Origin of the sequence: Pantoea sp. JZ2, assembly GCF_035191405.1 — a bacterium.
Taxonomy (GTDB): domain Bacteria; phylum Pseudomonadota; class Gammaproteobacteria; order Enterobacterales; family Enterobacteriaceae; genus Pantoea; species Pantoea stewartii.
The window spans coordinates 4,502,887-4,519,921 of sequence record NZ_CP045247.1 but is presented as its reverse complement, the minus strand read 5'-3'; the positions used below and the strand labels follow the sequence as shown (position 1 = coordinate 4,519,921).

Annotated in this window: 11 protein-coding genes and 4 tRNA genes; 14 read left to right on the top strand and 1 reads right to left on the bottom strand. The window is 52.0% G+C overall.

What is annotated here, in order from left to right; translation table 11 throughout:
* Nucleotides 1-599: 599 nt before the first annotated feature.
* From GC087_RS21840 to rpoC, 13 genes are all read left to right on the top strand, one after another.
* A tRNA-Thr gene (locus GC087_RS21840) sits at nt 600-675 on the top strand.
* Between the two features lie 7 nt (nt 676-682).
* A tRNA-Tyr gene (locus GC087_RS21835) sits at nt 683-767 on the top strand.
* Between the two features lie 192 nt (nt 768-959).
* A tRNA-Gly gene (locus GC087_RS21830) sits at nt 960-1,034 on the top strand.
* Between the two features lie 5 nt (nt 1,035-1,039).
* Nucleotides 1,040-1,115: transfer RNA gene (locus tag GC087_RS21825), tRNA-Thr, on the top strand.
* Between the two features lie 106 nt (nt 1,116-1,221).
* Nucleotides 1,222-2,406 (top strand): elongation factor Tu, encoded by a 1,185-nt coding sequence (gene tuf / locus GC087_RS21820; protein WP_006120578.1) that lies wholly within the window; start codon nt 1,222-1,224, stop codon nt 2,404-2,406.
* Nucleotides 2,407-2,635: 229 nt separating this feature from the next.
* A complete protein-coding gene (secE, locus tag GC087_RS21815; RefSeq protein ID WP_006121494.1) occupies nt 2,636-3,019 on the top strand; it encodes a preprotein translocase subunit SecE in 384 nt (127 codons plus the stop codon).
* A gap of 1 nt (nt 3,020) precedes the next feature.
* Entirely contained in the window at nt 3,021-3,566 is a 546-nt protein-coding gene (nusG, locus tag GC087_RS21810) for a transcription termination/antitermination protein NusG (RefSeq protein WP_003848088.1), read from the top strand.
* A gap of 145 nt (nt 3,567-3,711) precedes the next feature.
* Nucleotides 3,712-4,140, top strand: coding sequence for a 50S ribosomal protein L11 (gene rplK, locus GC087_RS21805; protein WP_006121495.1), 429 nt, complete (start codon nt 3,712-3,714; stop codon nt 4,138-4,140).
* Between the two features lie 3 nt (nt 4,141-4,143).
* On the top strand, nt 4,144-4,848 hold the full coding sequence (gene rplA, locus GC087_RS21800) for a 50S ribosomal protein L1 (RefSeq protein WP_006121496.1): 705 nt from the start codon (nt 4,144-4,146) through the stop codon (nt 4,846-4,848).
* Nucleotides 4,849-5,269: 421 nt separating this feature from the next.
* Nucleotides 5,270-5,767: a 50S ribosomal protein L10 gene (gene rplJ / locus GC087_RS21795; RefSeq protein WP_003848098.1), complete on the top strand. Its 498-nt coding sequence runs from the start codon at nt 5,270-5,272 to the stop codon at nt 5,765-5,767.
* Between the two features lie 63 nt (nt 5,768-5,830).
* On the top strand, nt 5,831-6,193 hold the full coding sequence (gene rplL / locus GC087_RS21790) for a 50S ribosomal protein L7/L12 (protein ID WP_006121499.1): 363 nt from the start codon (nt 5,831-5,833) through the stop codon (nt 6,191-6,193).
* Nucleotides 6,194-6,523: 330 nt separating this feature from the next.
* Entirely contained in the window at nt 6,524-10,552 is a 4,029-nt protein-coding gene (gene rpoB / locus GC087_RS21785) for a DNA-directed RNA polymerase subunit beta (protein ID WP_324029349.1), read from the top strand.
* Between the two features lie 119 nt (nt 10,553-10,671).
* A complete protein-coding gene (gene rpoC / locus GC087_RS21780) occupies nt 10,672-14,895 on the top strand; it encodes a DNA-directed RNA polymerase subunit beta' (RefSeq protein ID WP_033737967.1) in 4,224 nt (1,407 codons plus the stop codon).
* A 174-nt stretch (nt 14,896-15,069) separates the two neighbouring features.
* Here rpoC and GC087_RS21775 read toward each other — a convergent pair whose 3' ends face one another.
* Nucleotides 15,070-15,255, bottom strand: a complete 186-nt coding sequence (locus GC087_RS21775; protein ID WP_058702173.1) for a DUF1127 domain-containing protein — start codon at nt 15,253-15,255, stop codon at nt 15,070-15,072.
* Between the two features lie 174 nt (nt 15,256-15,429).
* Between GC087_RS21775 and GC087_RS21770 the strand changes: the two genes are divergently transcribed.
* A complete protein-coding gene (locus GC087_RS21770; RefSeq protein ID WP_058702172.1) occupies nt 15,430-16,968 on the top strand; it encodes an aminotransferase-like domain-containing protein in 1,539 nt (512 codons plus the stop codon).
* Nucleotides 16,969-17,035 lie beyond the last annotated feature (67 nt).

Below are 17,035 nucleotides of genomic sequence, written 5' to 3'. Positions count from 1 at the left end.
TGTGACTTCTCTGTTGTACGTAGGCAGTACCTGTTCATATGCAACCTCGCTCATCTTCACCGCGTCGACATCAATACACATGCACTCGCGCGCCTGTCAGGCCAGTAACCGAACAGAGCAGCGCTGTCGGCCACAGAAAGCATACAAGCAATGCCTGATTCACGCGTATTGAAAGCGGTATTGTGCCAGTGTCCATTCCCACCTCTTTAGGTGCCAGTACGTTTTCTCTGCAACCCTGTCAACTTAACATCACTCATCGCTTACCCTGTGGTGACGTTTTTGCACAAACAAACCGATATCCACAAACAAAAACCGGCTGTCGATGGAAAACACCGGGCAATAAATAAGCAATCGAGACGAATTTTGCAGGATCAGCAAAAAAAGGGGGCGTGAAAAAAGCCATCCACCAAAGAATGAAATCGTGAAGACCAAATCCAGGGACAGAAGATGACGCGAAAATTTGACCAATAATTGGATGTTATTTCTGCAGAATAGGGGTAAATTGCGATGCTTTGCACAAATAGTAAGCGATAGAACAAAAACAGTGATTTTTTTGTTGCATCCTTCAGCCGACCTTCCTAGAATGCGCGTCACTTGATGCCGGCTTAGCTCAGTTGGTAGAGCAACTGACTTGTAATCAGTAGGTCACCAGTTCGATTCCGGTAGCCGGCACCATCAAGTAGGTGGGATTCCCGAGCGGCCAAAGGGAGCAGACTGTAAATCTGCCGTCACAGACTTCGAAGGTTCGAATCCTTCTCCCACCACCATCTCGACCCTCGGGTTGAGAACAGATAAACAACCTGTTTATCTGGCAGGTGAGTCACTTCTTCTCACCCTGAATTCAGATTGGGTGTAAGCTCAGTCAAAGTCAGCCAGCTTCGCTGGCAGGCTAAGAATAATAGGGGACTTCCCCTGTTATTCACAAGCTACAGAAAGAACAGGTAGCCGAGTTCCAGGATGCGGGCATCGTATAATGGCTATTACCTCAGCCTTCCAAGCTGATGATGCGGGTTCGATTCCCGCTGCCCGCTCCAGATGTGCTGATATGGCTCAGTTGGTAGAGCGCACCCTTGGTAAGGGTGAGGTCCCCAGTTCGACTCTGGGTATCAGCACCACTTCCTTTATCTCCCTCCTGATTTTCTCTGTAACTCCTTGCAGTCAGGCAATGCCTGGTTAATGTGACGATATCTTTGATATATCCGTGTCTTAGAGGGACAAGCGATGGCTAAAGAGCAATTTCAACGTAACAAACTGCACGTAAACGTGGGCACCATCGGTCACGTTGACCACGGTAAAACCACCCTGACTGCAGCAATCACCACCGTTCTGGCTAAAACCAACGGCGGCCAGGCGCGTGCGTTCGACCAGATCGACAGCACCCCTGAAGAAAAAGCACGTGGTATCACCATCAACACTGCACACGTTGAGTATGAAACCCCGTCTCGCCACTATGCACACGTTGACTGCCCGGGCCACGCCGACTATGTGAAAAACATGATCACCGGTGCTGCGCAGATGGACGGCGCGATCCTGGTTGTTGCTGCGACTGACGGCCCAATGCCGCAGACCCGTGAGCACATCCTGCTGGGTCGTCAGGTAGGCGTTCCTTACATCATCGTGTTCCTGAACAAGTGTGACATGGTTGATGACGAAGAGCTGCTGGAGCTGGTTGAGATGGAAGTCCGTGACCTGCTGTCACAGTACGACTTCCCGGGCGACGACACTCCAATCGTTCGCGGTTCAGCACTGAAAGCGCTGGAAGGCAACCCAGAGTGGGAAGAGAAGATCGTTGAGCTGGCTAACCACCTGGACAACTACATCCCGGATCCGGTTCGTGCTATCGACATGCCGTTCCTGCTGCCAATCGAAGACGTATTCTCAATCTCTGGCCGTGGTACTGTAGTAACCGGTCGTGTTGAGCGCGGTGTTGTTAAAGTCGGCGACGAAGTTGAAATCGTGGGTATCAAAGATACGGCGAAATCAACCTGTACCGGTGTTGAAATGTTCCGCAAACTGCTGGACCAGGGTCAGGCAGGCGAAAACTGTGGTGTTCTGCTGCGCGGTATCAAGCGTGAAGACATCCAGCGTGGTCAGGTTCTGGCGAAGCCAGGCACCATCAAGCCGCACACCAAGTTCGAGTCAGAAGTTTACGTTCTGTCTAAAGACGAAGGTGGCCGCCATACTCCGTTCTTCAAGGGCTACCGTCCACAGTTCTACTTCCGTACCACTGACGTGACCGGTTCAGTAGAGCTGCCAGAAGGCGTTGAAATGGTTATGCCAGGCGACAACATCAAAATGGTTGTTACCCTGATCCACCCAATCGCAATGGACGAAGGTCTGCGCTTCGCAATCCGCGAAGGTGGCCGTACCGTTGGCGCGGGCGTTGTTGCCAAAGTTATCGCTTAATTACCGATAATATTTGACGCAATGCACATGGAAAGGGCATCATTTGATGCCCTTTTTGTACGCTGTTTTATAGAACCTGACTCATCAGTGATTTTGCACCATAATCATTGCTGAGACAGGCTCTGTTATGCGGCGCTGGATACCGAGTTACGCCCCAAAAGCTCATTCGGTTTGGATGCCTCGCGATGCGGGGCAGAATAGTTTCTGAATTATTGTGGCAGGTTGGTTTATGAGTGCGAATACCGAAGCTCAAGGGAGCGGGCGCGGCCTCGAAGCGCTGAAATGGGTAGTGGTAGTCTTATTACTGCTTGCGGCGATCGTAGGTAACTACCTCTATCGTGATGTGACGTTACCTCTGCGTGCGTTGGCTGTTGTTATTTTGATTGCAGCAGCAGGCGGCATTGCGCTTTTAACGACCAAAGGCAAAGCGACCGTAGCCTTTGCACGTGAAGCAAGAACCGAAATGCGCAAGGTTATCTGGCCAACCCGCCAGGAGACACTGCATACCACGTTAATCGTTGCCGCGGTCACTGCCGTGATGTCACTGATTTTGTGGGGGCTGGATGGCATTCTGGTCCGTCTGGTATCGTTTATCACTGGCCTGAGGTTCTGAGATGTCTGAAGCTCCAAAAAAACGCTGGTACGTCGTGCAGGCGTTTTCCGGTTTTGAAGGCCGCGTAGCACAGTCGCTGCGTGAGCACATCAAATTGCACAACATGGAAGAGCTGTTTGGCGACGTCATGGTACCGACTGAAGAAGTGGTCGAGATCCGTGGTGGTCAACGCCGTAAAAGCGAACGTAAATTCTTCCCAGGCTACGTTCTGGTTCAGATGGTTATGAATGATGCCAGCTGGCACCTCGTTCGCAGCGTGCCACGCGTAATGGGTTTCATCGGTGGTACTTCTGACCGCCCTGCGCCAATCAGCGATAAAGAAGTTGATGCGATCATGAACCGCCTGCAGCAGGTAGGTGACAAGCCACGTCCGAAAACGCTGTTCGAACCGGGCGAAATGGTACGCGTCAACGATGGTCCGTTTGCCGACTTTAACGGCGTGGTCGAAGATGTCGATTATGAGAAGAGTCGTCTGACTGTTTCGGTCTCCATCTTTGGACGTGCAACACCTGTCGAACTCGACTTCGGTCAGGTGGAGAAAGGCTAACCTTTCTTTCACTATTTGGCTGTTGCAGCAGGCGCGAAATTAAACTATAATTTCGCGCCTTTTGTTTTTATGCGCTGGCAACAGCGTGTAAATCGTTACCACGGGGAGCCTTTTAAAGGCGCTATAACCCAATTGAGGAATTATCATGGCTAAGAAAGTACAAGCCTACGTCAAGCTGCAGGTTGCAGCTGGTATGGCGAACCCAAGTCCACCAGTTGGTCCAGCTCTGGGTCAGCAGGGTGTTAACATCATGGAATTCTGTAAAGCGTTTAACGCCAAAACAGAATCACTGGAAAAAGGCCTGCCTACTCCAGTTGTTATCACCGTATACAGCGACCGTTCTTTCACCTTCATTACCAAAACGCCTCCGGCTGCCGTTCTGCTGAAAAAAGCAGCGGGCATCAAGTCTGGTTCTGGTAAGCCGAACAAAGATAAAGTCGGTAAAGTGACTCGTGCTCAGGTACGTGAAATCGCAGAAACTAAAGCTGCGGACATGACTGGTTCTGACGTTGAAGCGATGACTCGCTCAATCGAAGGTACTGCTCGTTCCATGGGCCTGGTAGTAGAGGACTAAGAAATGGCAAAGCTGACCAAGCGCATGAGCGTTATTCGCGACAAAGTTGACGCGACTAAGCAGTACGATATTGCTGAAGCAATCGCATTACTGAAAGAGCTGGCTACCGCTAAGTTCGTTGAAAGCGTAGACGTTGCTGTTAACCTCGGCATCGACGCTCGTAAATCTGACCAGAACGTGCGCGGCGCGACCGTTCTGCCACACGGTACAGGTCGTTCTGTACGTGTAGCCGTCTTCACCCAGGGCGCAAACGCTGAAGCTGCTAAAGCAGCTGGCGCTGAGCTGGTAGGTATGGAAGATCTGGCTGAGCAGATCAAGAAAGGCGAAATGAACTTTGACGTTGTTATTGCATCTCCAGATGCAATGCGCGTTGTTGGCCAGTTAGGCCAGGTTCTGGGTCCACGTGGCCTGATGCCAAACCCGAAAGTCGGTACTGTAACCCCGAACGTTGCTGAAGCGGTTAAGAACGCTAAAGCAGGTCAGGTTCGTTATCGTAACGACAAAAACGGCATCATCCACACTACCATCGGTAAAGTGGACTTCGATGCTGACAAACTGAAAGAAAACCTGGAATCTCTGCTGGTTGCGCTGAAAAAAGCAAAACCTGCTCAGGCGAAAGGCGTGTACATCAAGAAAGTCAGCATCTCTACCACCATGGGCGCCGGCGTTGCCGTTGACCAGGCTGGTCTGAGCGCAGCGGCAAACTAATTGCTGCTTGAAACGGGCGAAAAATTCACCTAGAATCTTACGCCCGTTGTTCTGCATTCATGCAGATGTCATCGTGAGTAAGTCAGATTGTGCGAACGCAGCGACTGAGTCAGTCGCCTGAAACACAGTAAAGTGTTCAGCAGGCCTTATAAAGGCTGTCAGTGCAGGGCAATCTGAGCCACGATGTACAGCCGAATTTTAGGTTGGAGCCAGGCCTTATCCTGGCCTCCGTCCAAGACCGCAGGAGCTGCACATTTTCGGATGTAATGCTTAATACCCTGCGTAGACGGTGACAGAACCAAAAGAATTTTTCTTTACTGGATTCTGCTCACCGTGTAATAGCGCTTATTTTCCTTCGGGCGAATAAGTGAAGTGAGTTCCGGGGAAATCCATCCCCGGTCAAATCCAGGAGCTAAAGCTAATGGCATTAAATCTTCAAGACAAACAAGCGATTGTTGCTGAAGTCAGCGAAGTAGCCAAAGGTGCGCTTTCAGCGGTTGTTGCGGATTCTCGTGGCGTTACCGTTGATAAAATGACCGAACTGCGTAAAGCAGGCCGTGAAGCTGGCGTTTACATGCGTGTTGTTCGTAACACCCTGCTGCGCCGCGTCGTTGAAGGTACTCAGTTCGAGTGCCTGAAAGACACGTTTGTTGGTCCGACCCTGATTGCATATTCTATGGAACACCCGGGCGCTGCTGCTCGTCTGTTCAAAGATTTCGCGAAAGCGAATGCAAAATTTGAGGTCAAAGCTGCAGCCTTTGAAGGTGAGCTGATCACGGCGGCCAATATTGACCGTCTGGCAACGCTGCCGACCTACGAAGAAGCACTGGCACGTCTGATGTCGACCATGAAAGAAGCCGCTGCCGGCAAACTGGTTCGCACTCTGGCTGCTGTTCGCGATGCAAAAGAAGCGGCTTAAGGCCTCTCTTTTCTTCGTACTTGCTAACGTATAAACTTTTTCTGATTCTTAGGAACAATTGTTATGTCTATCACTAAAGACCAAATTCTGGAAGCCGTTGCCGCTATGTCCGTAATGGAAGTAGTTGAGCTGGTTTCTGCTATGGAAGAAAAATTCGGCGTTTCTGCTGCTGCTGCTGTAGCTGTTGCTGCTGGCCCAGCTGAAGCTGTTGAAGAGAAAACTGAATTCGACGTTATCCTGAAAGCTGTTGGCGCGAACAAAGTTGCAGTAATCAAAGCCGTTCGTACCGCAACTGGTCTGGGCCTGAAAGAAGCCAAAGATCTGGTTGAAGCAACTGGCGTGATCAAAGAAGGCATCAGCAAAGATGACGCAGCTGCACTTGAAGCTGCTCTGAAAGAAGCTGGCGCTGAAGTTGAAGTTAAGTAAGACAACCCTCGGGTTGCAGTCTGAGTAATATCAGACTGATGGCTGGTGACTTTTTGGTCACCAGCCTTTTTGCGCTCCAGGGCCTCAATGGGGTTTCGCACTGTTTGTCCATTGTTGCTCTTCAATATCTTTCTCTATCGACGACTTAATATACTGCTTTCCTGTGCGGGTTCCCTGCCCACGCTGAAGCAATGAAATGATTTAAGCGTGATAGAAAGAGGTATTGCACACACTGCCGGGCAGTGCGTGAATCAAACAAAATCGTGTTGCATGAACTGTCCTGTCAGGACGGACAGCGTGGGTCGACTTGTCAGCTAGCTGAGGAACCCTATGGTTTACTCCTATACCGAGAAAAAACGTATTCGTAAGGATTTTGGTAAACGTCCACAAGTTTTGGACATACCTTATCTCCTTTCTATCCAGCTTGATTCGTTTCAGAAGTTTATCGAGCAAGATCCAGAAGGTCAGTACGGACTGGAAGCTGCCTTCCGCTCTGTATTCCCTATCGCGAGCTACAGCGGCAACTCTGAGTTGCAGTATGTCAGCTATCGCTTAGGTGAACCTGTCTTTGACGTGAAAGAATGTCAGATCCGTGGCGTGACCTACTCGGCACCGCTGCGCGTCAAACTGCGTCTGGTGATCTATGAGCGCGAAGCGCCAGAAGGCACAGTAAAAGACATTAAAGAACAAGAAGTCTACATGGGTGAAATTCCACTCATGACAGACAACGGTACCTTTGTTATCAACGGTACTGAGCGTGTTATCGTTTCTCAGCTGCATCGTAGTCCTGGCGTATTCTTTGACAGCGATAAGGGTAAAACCCACTCATCGGGTAAAGTGCTGCATAACGCACGTATCATTCCTTACCGTGGTTCATGGCTGGACTTCGAGTTTGACCCGAAAGACAACCTTTTCGTCCGTATTGACCGTCGTCGTAAGCTGCCGGCCAGTATCATCCTGCGCGCACTGCATTACACCACTGCTGAAATCCTCGATATCTTCTTCGAGAAAGTGGTGTATGAAATTCGTGACAACAAGCTGCAGATGGAACTGGTGCCAGAGCGCCTGCGTGGTGAAACCGCGACCTTCGATATCGAATCGAACGGCACGGTCTACGTTGAGAAAGGGCGTCGCATCACTGCGCGTCACATTCGTCAGCTCGAAAAAGACGGTATCCAGCACATTGAAGTGCCTGTTGAATATATTGCAGGCAAAGTGGTCTCTAAAGATTATATCGATGAGAACACCGGTGAACTGATTATCGCAGCGAACATGGAGCTGTCGCTGGATCTGCTGGCCAAGCTGAGCCAGGCGGGTCACAAGCGTATCGAAACGCTGTTCACCAACGATCTGGATCACGGCCCTTATATCTCCGAGACCCTGCGCGTCGACCCAACCAACGATCGCCTGAGCGCGCTGGTTGAGATTTACCGCATGATGCGTCCTGGTGAGCCACCTACGCGTGAAGCAGCAGAGAACCTGTTCGAGAACCTGTTCTTCTCTGAAGATCGTTACGATCTTTCTGCTGTCGGCCGCATGAAGTTCAACCGTTCATTGCTGCGTGATGAAATCGAAGGTTCAGGTATCCTGAGCAAAGAAGACATCATCGAAGTGATGAAAAAGCTGATCGACATCCGTAACGGTAAAGGCGAAGTGGACGATATCGACCACCTCGGTAACCGTCGTATTCGTTCAGTGGGTGAAATGGCGGAAAACCAGTTCCGCGTCGGCCTGGTCCGTGTTGAGCGTGCAGTGAAAGAACGTCTTTCTCTGGGCGACCTCGACACATTGATGCCTCAGGACATGATCAACGCCAAGCCTATTTCGGCGGCGGTGAAAGAGTTCTTTGGTTCAAGCCAGCTGTCCCAGTTTATGGATCAGAACAACCCGTTGTCAGAGATTACGCACAAGCGTCGTATCTCTGCTCTCGGCCCGGGTGGTTTAACCCGTGAGCGTGCCGGCTTCGAAGTGCGTGACGTACACCCAACGCACTACGGTCGTGTCTGCCCAATCGAAACCCCTGAAGGTCCGAACATCGGTCTGATCAACTCCTTGTCTGTATATGCGCAGACCAACGAGTACGGTTTCCTGGAAACCCCTTATCGTCGCGTGATCGACGGTGTGGTTTCCGATGAAATTCATTACCTGTCTGCCATCGAAGAAGGTAACTATGTCATCGCTCAGGCGAACACCAATCTGTCAGAAGAAGGTGCGTTCGTTGATGACCTGGTGACCTGCCGTAGCAAAGGTGAATCGAGCCTGTTCAGCCGCGATCAGGTTGACTACATGGACGTTTCGACCCAACAGGTCGTTTCCGTCGGTGCGTCACTGATCCCGTTCCTGGAACACGATGATGCTAACCGCGCCCTGATGGGTGCGAACATGCAACGTCAGGCCGTTCCTACACTGCGTGCCGATAAGCCGCTGGTAGGGACCGGTATGGAGCGCGCGGTTGCCGTTGACTCCGGTGTTACCGCTGTGGCGAAACGTGGCGGTACCGTTCAGTACGTTGATGCATCACGTATCGTTATCAAAGTTAACGAAGACGAAATGTATCCGGGCGAAGCGGGCATCGACATCTACAACCTGACCAAATACACCCGTTCTAACCAGAACACCTGTATCAACCAGATGCCATGTGTATCTCTGGGCGAGCCAGTTGAGCGTGGTGATGTGCTGGCTGATGGCCCGTCTACCGATCTCGGTGAACTGGCGCTGGGTCAGAACATGCGCGTCGCGTTCATGCCGTGGAACGGTTACAACTTCGAAGACTCCATCTTAGTCTCCGAGCGCGTGGTGCAGGAAGATCGCTTCACGACCATCCACATTCAGGAACTGGCCTGTGTGTCTCGCGACACCAAGCTGGGGCCAGAAGAGATTACCGCTGACATCCCGAACGTGGGTGAGGCTGCACTCTCTAAACTGGATGAATCCGGTATCGTTTACATCGGTGCGGAAGTGACCGGTGGTGACATTCTGGTTGGTAAAGTGACGCCAAAAGGCGAAACCCAACTGACACCAGAAGAGAAACTGCTGCGTGCGATCTTCGGTGAGAAAGCGTCTGACGTGAAAGACTCTTCTCTGCGCGTGCCTAACGGTGTTTCGGGTACGGTTATCGACGTTCAGGTCTTCACCCGCGATGGCGTGGAAAAAGACAAACGTGCGCTGGAAATCGAAGAGATGCAGCTGAAGCAGGCGAAGAAAGACCTGTCTGAAGAGCTGCAGATTCTGGAAGCGGGCCTGTTCAGCCGTATCCAGTCTGTCCTGATTTCTGGTGGCGTTGAAGCAGACAAACTGGACAAGCTGCCGCGTGAGCGTTGGCTGGAACTGGGTCTGACTGACGAAGCCAAGCAAAACCAGCTGGAACAGCTGGCAGAGCAGTACGACGAACTGAAGCACGAGTTTGAGAAAAAACTCGAAGGCAAGCGTCGTAAAATCACACAAGGCGATGATCTGGCACCAGGCGTGCTGAAAATCGTTAAGGTTTATCTGGCCGTTAAACGTCAGATTCAGCCTGGTGATAAGATGGCAGGTCGTCACGGTAACAAAGGTGTTATCTCGAAGATCAACCCAATCGAAGACATGCCTTACGATGAGAACGGTACGCCGGTCGATATCGTACTGAACCCGCTGGGCGTACCTTCACGTATGAACATCGGTCAGATCCTTGAGACGCACTTAGGGATGGCAGCGAAAGGTATCGGCGAGAAAATTAACGCGATGCTGAAGAAGCAGGAAGAAGTCGCCAAACTGCGCGAATTCATCCAGCGTGCTTACGATCTGGGCACAGATGTGCGTCAGAAAGTTGACCTGAATACCTTTAGTGATGATGAAGTTCTGCGTCTGGCTGAAAACCTGAAAAAAGGTATGCCAATCGCCACGCCGGTGTTTGATGGTGCGAAAGAGAGCGAAATCAAAGAGCTGTTAGAGCTCGGCGGTCTGCCTTCTTCCGGTCAGATTACCCTGTTTGATGGTCGCACTGGTGAGCAGTTCGAACGTCAGGTAACCGTTGGTTATATGTACATGCTGAAACTCAACCACCTGGTTGATGACAAGATGCACGCACGTTCTACCGGTTCCTACAGCCTCGTTACTCAGCAGCCGCTGGGTGGTAAGGCACAGTTCGGTGGTCAGCGCTTCGGTGAGATGGAAGTATGGGCACTGGAAGCATACGGTGCGGCATATACCCTTCAGGAAATGCTTACCGTTAAGTCTGATGACGTTAACGGCCGTACCAAGATGTATAAGAACATCGTGGATGGCAACCATCAGATGGAACCTGGCATGCCAGAATCGTTCAACGTACTGTTGAAAGAGATTCGCTCGCTGGGTATCAACATCGAGCTGGAAGACGAGTAACCCTCAGTAGCAGGCTTCGGCCTGTAAGCGCAGGGTTAACGCGCTCGCATTTGTACTGGTTATGGGGCGTTCAATTTCGGTTGGACGCCCCTGAGTCTCACTCCGACGGGAGCTAATCCGTGAAAGACTTACTTAAGTTTCTGAAAGCGCAAACTAAGACCGAAGAGTTTGATGCGATCAAAATTGCGCTGGCTTCGCCAGACATGATCCGTTCATGGTCTTTTGGTGAAGTTAAAAAGCCGGAAACCATTAACTACCGTACCTTCAAGCCAGAGCGTGACGGTCTTTTCTGTGCCCGTATTTTTGGACCGGTAAAAGATTACGAATGCCTGTGCGGTAAGTACAAGCGTTTAAAACATCGTGGCGTAATCTGCGAGAAGTGTGGCGTAGAAGTTACACAGACCAAAGTACGTCGTGAGCGCATGGGCCACATTGAGCTGGCATCACCGACTGCGCACATTTGGTTCCTGAAATCACTGCCATCGCGTATCGGCTTGCTGCTGGATATGCCGCTGCGTGATATCGAGCGCGTGCTGTACTTCGAATCTTATGTTGTGATCGAAGGCGGCATGACTAACCTGGAAAAACGTCAGATTCTGACGGAAGAGCAGTACCTTGACGCGCTGGAAGAGTTCGGTGACGAATTCGACGCGAAGATGGGTGCAGAAGCTATCCAGGCGCTGCTGAAAAATATGGATCTGGAGCAAGAGTGCGAGCAGCTGCGTGAAGAGCTGAACGAAACCAACTCCGAGACCAAGCGTAAAAAACTGACCAAGCGTATCAAGCTGCTGGAAGCGTTCGTTCAGTCTGGTAATAAGCCAGAGTGGATGATCCTGACCGTTCTGCCGGTTCTGCCGCCTGATCTGCGTCCGCTGGTACCGCTGGATGGTGGTCGTTTCGCTACGTCGGATCTGAACGATCTGTATCGTCGCGTGATCAACCGTAACAACCGTCTGAAACGCCTGCTGGATCTGGCTGCGCCAGATATCATCGTACGTAACGAAAAACGTATGCTGCAGGAAGCGGTTGATGCCCTGCTGGATAACGGTCGTCGCGGTCGTGCGATCACCGGTTCTAACAAGCGTCCTCTGAAATCTTTGGCCGATATGATCAAAGGTAAGCAGGGTCGTTTCCGTCAGAACCTGCTCGGTAAGCGTGTCGACTACTCTGGTCGTTCTGTTATTACCGTTGGTCCATACCTGCGTCTGCATCAGTGCGGTCTGCCGAAGAAAATGGCACTGGAGCTGTTCAAACCGTTCATCTACGGCAAGCTGGAACTGCGTGGCTTGGCCACCACCATCAAAGCCGCGAAGAAGATGGTTGAGCGTGAAGAAGCTGTCGTTTGGGATATCCTGGACGAAGTCATCCGCGAACACCCGGTCCTGCTGAACCGTGCACCAACGCTGCACCGTTTAGGTATCCAGGCCTTTGAACCGGTTCTGATCGAAGGTAAAGCCATCCAGCTTCACCCGCTGGTTTGTGCGGCCTATAACGCCGACTTCGATGGTGACCAGATGGCTGTTCACGTACCGCTGACGCTGGAAGCCCAGCTGGAAGCGCGTGCGCTGATGATGTCGACCAACAACATTCTGTCACCGGCGAACGGCGAGCCAATCATCGTTCCTTCACAGGACGTTGTACTGGGTCTGTACTACATGACCCGCGACAAAGTGAATGCCAAAGGTGAAGGCATGGTGCTGACCGGCCCGAAAGAAGCTGAGCGTGTTTATCGCGCTGGCCTGGCCGAGCTGCATGCGCGCGTTAAAGTGCGTATCACTGAGTACAGCAAAAACGAGCAGGATGAGTTCGTTGCGAAAACCAGCTTGATCGACACCACCATTGGTCGTTCGATTCTGTGGATGATCGTACCGAAAGGTCTGCCTTTCTCCATCGTCAACCAGGCGCTGGGTAAAAAGGCTATCTCTAAAATGCTGAACACCTGTTATCGCATTTTGGGCCTGAAGCCGACCGTTATCTTTGCTGACCAGACCATGTACACCGGTTTCGCCTACGCCGCCCGTTCAGGTGCGTCTGTTGGTATCGACGACATGGTTATCCCAGCCAAGAAAGTGGAAATCATCTCTGAAGCCGAAGCCGAAGTGGCCGAAATTCAGGAACAGTTCCAGTCTGGTCTGGTTACCGCCGGCGAACGTTACAACAAAGTCATCGATATCTGGGCTGCCGCGAACGAGCGCGTAGCGAAGGCGATGATGGAAAACCTCTCAACCGAGACCGTGATTAACCGTGACGGCGAAGAAGAGAAACAGGTTTCCTTTAACAGCATCTTTATGATGGCCGACTCCGGTGCGCGTGGTTCTGCTGCACAGATTCGTCAGCTGGCCGGTATGCGTGGTCTGATGGCTAAGCCAGATGGCTCCATCATTGAAACGCCTATCACCGCGAACTTCCGTGAAGGTCTGAACGTACTTCAGTACTTCATCTCGACGCACGGTGCACGTAAAGGTCTGGCAGATACCGCACTGAAAACCGCGAACTCCGGTTATCTGACGCGTCGTCTGGTTGACGTTGCGCAGGATCTGGTTGTCACCGAAGACGACTGTGGTACACACGAAGGCATCATGATGACGCCAGTCATCGAAGGTGGCGACGTGAAAGAGCCACTGCGTGAGCGCGTTCTGGGCCGTGTAACGGCAGAAGACGTTCTGAAGCCTGGCACGGCTGACATTCTGGTTCCACGTAACACACTGCTCGATGAGCACTGGTGTGACGTGCTGGAACTGAACTCAGTAGACAGCGTGAAGGTGCGTTCGGTTGTAGGTTGTGAAACCGACTTTGGTGTGTGTGCGCATTGCTATGGTCGCGACCTGGCACGTGGTCACATCATCAACAAAGGCGAAGCAATCGGTGTTATCGCGGCACAGTCAATCGGTGAGCCGGGTACACAGCTGACGATGCGTACGTTCCACATCGGTGGTGCGGCATCTCGTGCGGCAGCTGAATCCAGCATTCAGGTGAAGAACAAAGGTACCATCAAGCTGACCAATGCTAAGTCGGTAACGAACTCAGCAGGCAAGCTGGTGATCACCTCGCGTAACGTTGAACTGAAAATGATCGACGAATTTGGCCGTACGAAAGAGAGCTATAAAGTTCCTTACGGTGCGACCATGGCGAAAGGTGATGGTGAGCAGGTTGCTGCGGGTGAAACCGTTGCAAACTGGGATCCGCATACCATGCCAGTTATCACAGAAGTGGGCGGTTTCATTCGCTTCACCGACATGATCGACGGTCAGACCATTACGCGTCAGACTGATGACTTAACAGGTCTGTCATCGCTGGTGGTTCTGGACTCTGCAGAACGTACCTCAGGTGGTAAAGATCTGCGTCCGGCACTGAAAATCGTTGATGCCAACGGCAATGATGTTCTGATCCCAGGTACCGATATGCCTGCTCAGTACTTCCTGCCAGGTAAAGCGATTGTACAGCTGGAAGATGGCGTGAAGATCAGCTCGGGTGATACCCTGGCGCGTGTTCCGCAGGAATCTGGCGGTACCAAGGATATTACCGGTGGTCTGCCACGCGTTGCTGACCTGTTCGAAGCGCGTCGTCCGAAAGAACCAGCAATCCTGGCGGAGATCAGCGGCATCATCTCCTTCGGTAAAGAAACCAAAGGTAAGCGTCGTCTGGTGATTACACCGCTGGATGGTAGCGATCCATACGAAGAGATGATTCCGAAATGGCGTCAGCTGAACGTGTTCGAAGGTGAACGTGTTGAGCGCGGTGACGTGGTTTCCGATGGTCCAGAGTCACCACATGACATCCTGCGTTTACGTGGCGTGCATGCGGTTACCCGTTACATCACTAACGAAGTGCAGGAAGTTTACCGTCTGCAAGGCGTTAAGATTAACGATAAGCACATCGAAGTCATCGTTCGTCAGATGCTGCGTAAAGCTACCATCATGAGCGCGGGCAGCACTGAGTTCCTGGAAGGTGAGCAGGCTGAATTCTCTCGCATCAAGATCTCTAACCGTGAACTTGAAGCGAACGGAAAAGTTGGCGCAACCTTCGTACGTGACCTGCTGGGTATCACTAAAGCGTCACTGGCAACCGAATCGTTCATCTCTGCAGCATCGTTCCAGGAAACTACACGTGTCCTGACCGAAGCGGCAGTAGCAGGCAAGCGCGACGAACTGCGCGGTCTGAAAGAGAACGTGATCGTGGGTCGTTTGATCCCGGCCGGTACCGGTTACGCTTATCACCAGGATCGTATGCGTCGTCGTGCGGCAGGCGAAGTGCCAGCTGCACCGCAGGTGACTGCTGACGAAGCATCCGCAAGCCTGGCGGAGTTACTGAACGCGGGTCTTGGCGGTAACAACGACGAGTAATCGTCAAACGCCTGATAAAAAACCCTGCTCCGGCAGGGTTTTTTTTGCCTGTGAGATCAGGCTGTCTTGTACAGGCGGCACCGGCATTCATAACGCGTACTGTCGTGAAGAGTGTTTTCCGAAGTCCGTCCTGTTAACGAATTCGACTCACGCCTGTTTCCAGGCGAGCCGTAATTAAAAGCGTTTATTGATATCGCTTCTCTTTAACCCGATATCTTTCAGCGCACTGTCGCTCAGTCTGCATAAAATCATGCGGGTTTCGCGCCGACACTGCCAGCGACGAAAATGATGCCAGATAAAGCGAAACAGGCTGAGTGAAACTGCAAAGGGTTTAGCGCTACGATTTTCCTCATATTCCATGATCCTGCCCTCAGTAAGTAACCTGAGAAATATTTTCATGCAGATACAATTTCCAATACAGATGCACCCGAAGCAATTATTTAACATACAGATTGCCGTCAGCGTGGACTGAATGGTAGAAATACAGGCTGTCTGTACTGTTTTGTCGGGTCATCAACCTGGCTGAGGTCGATCATGACGCGCTATCAACATTTAGCCACATTGCTGGAAAAACGTATTGAACAGGGGTTGTACCAAAGTGGCGAACGCCTGCCCTCCGTTCGGAGTTTGAGCGTCGAACATGGTGTCAGCATCAGCACGGTACAGCAGGCCTATTATCTGCTGGAGCAGAAACAGCTGATTATTCCGCAGGCGCGTTCCGGGTATTTTGTGGCGCCACATAAGGCGATGCCGCCCGTTCCGGCCTTGACGCGTCCGGCGCAACATCCGGTGGAAATTACCCAGTGGGACGCGGTGCTTGACCTGCTTAACAGCCGCCGGGAACAGGATGTACTGCAACTGGGCAGCGGTATGCCGGATTTAACGCAGTCCACACTGAAACCTCTGTGGAAGGCGTTTAGCCGTCAGGCGCAGCAGCAGGAAAGCACGCTGCTGAATTACGACAACCTTTACGGTGTCGCCCGGCTGAGAGAACAAATTGCCCGGTTGATGATCGACAGCGGCTGCCAGCTGACCTCAGAAGATATTGTGATTACCACAGGCTGCCACGAAGCGCTGTCAGTGTCCGTGCGCGCAATATGCCAGCCCGGCGATATCATTGCGGTCGAATCGCCGTCATTTCACGGCATCATGCAGACATTACGTGGGTTCGGCATTCGGGCCATTGAGATTCCGACCGATTCTGTAACGGGAATCAGCCTTGAAGCGCTGGAACTGGCCTTTGATCAGTGGCCGATCAAAGCGGTCGTCGTCGTCCCTAACTGCAACAATCCTCTTGGCTTTATCATGCCCGAAAAGCGCAAGCGCGCGCTGCTGAGTCTGGTACAGCGTTTTGATGCGGCGATCATTGAAGACGATGTTTATGGTGAGCTGGCCTGGGAGTACCCGCGGCCTTCATCCATTAAATCTCTGGATACAGAAGGACGCGTATTGCTGTGCAGCTCGTTTTCCAAAACGCTGGCACCGGGTTTACGTGTGGGCTGGGTGGCGCCCGGACGCTTCCGCGATCGTGTTTTGCATATGAAATACATTGTGACAGGTTCTACCGCCACTCAGCCTCAGCATGCCGTAGCTGACTTTATCCAGCAGGGCCATTACCAGACGCATCTTCGGCGGATGCGCCAGGTTTACCAGCGCAATTACGACACCTTTTCCTGCTGGGTACGGCATTACTTCCCTTGCGGTATCTGCGTCACGCGGCCTCAGGGCGGTTTTTTGATGTGGATTGAATTGCCTGAGGCATTTGATGCGGTGCAGCTCAACCACGAATTACGCAAATCAGGGATCCAGATTGCCGTAGGCTCGCTTTTTTCGGCCTCCGGAAAGTACCGTAACTGTCTGCGCCTGAATTACGCCTTGCCCGCAAGCGGTAAGATTGAACAGGCACTGGCCTTGACCGGTAAGGCTGTCGAGCGGGCGATGGCCGCCTGTGCGCATCAGTCGTCGGCTGACCTGTCCGCCGTTATCGATATCATCGCTTCAGGTGGTGAGAAGCAGGGCCAGAAAGAGGAGGGAACTGGCCCTGGTCAGGCCATCCCGGCCGGACGCCAGTGACTTTAAAGGACAGAAAAAAGCCGCGCCAGTCGCAATGTTCATTGCCGTGCGCGGCTTTCCAGTTTTT

Bases quoted from the DNA above. Each gene is read 5' to 3' on its own strand.
- tuf (WP_006120578.1), top strand. From the start codon at position 1,222: ATGGCTAAAGAGCAATTTCAACGTAACAAACTGCACGTAAACGTGGGC.
- secE (WP_006121494.1), top strand. From the start codon at position 2,636: ATGAGTGCGAATACCGAAGCTCAAGGGAGCGGGCGCGGCCTCGAAGCG.
- nusG (WP_003848088.1), top strand. From the start codon at position 3,021: ATGTCTGAAGCTCCAAAAAAACGCTGGTACGTCGTGCAGGCGTTTTCC.
- rplK (WP_006121495.1), top strand. From the start codon at position 3,712: ATGGCTAAGAAAGTACAAGCCTACGTCAAGCTGCAGGTTGCAGCTGGT.
- rplA (WP_006121496.1), top strand. From the start codon at position 4,144: ATGGCAAAGCTGACCAAGCGCATGAGCGTTATTCGCGACAAAGTTGAC.
- rplJ (WP_003848098.1), top strand. From the start codon at position 5,270: ATGGCATTAAATCTTCAAGACAAACAAGCGATTGTTGCTGAAGTCAGC.
- rplL (WP_006121499.1), top strand. From the start codon at position 5,831: ATGTCTATCACTAAAGACCAAATTCTGGAAGCCGTTGCCGCTATGTCC.
- rpoB (WP_324029349.1), top strand. From the start codon at position 6,524: ATGGTTTACTCCTATACCGAGAAAAAACGTATTCGTAAGGATTTTGGT.
- GC087_RS21775 (WP_058702173.1), bottom strand. From the start codon at position 15,255: ATGGAATATGAGGAAAATCGTAGCGCTAAACCCTTTGCAGTTTCACTC.
- GC087_RS21770 (WP_058702172.1), top strand. From the start codon at position 15,430: ATGACGCGCTATCAACATTTAGCCACATTGCTGGAAAAACGTATTGAA.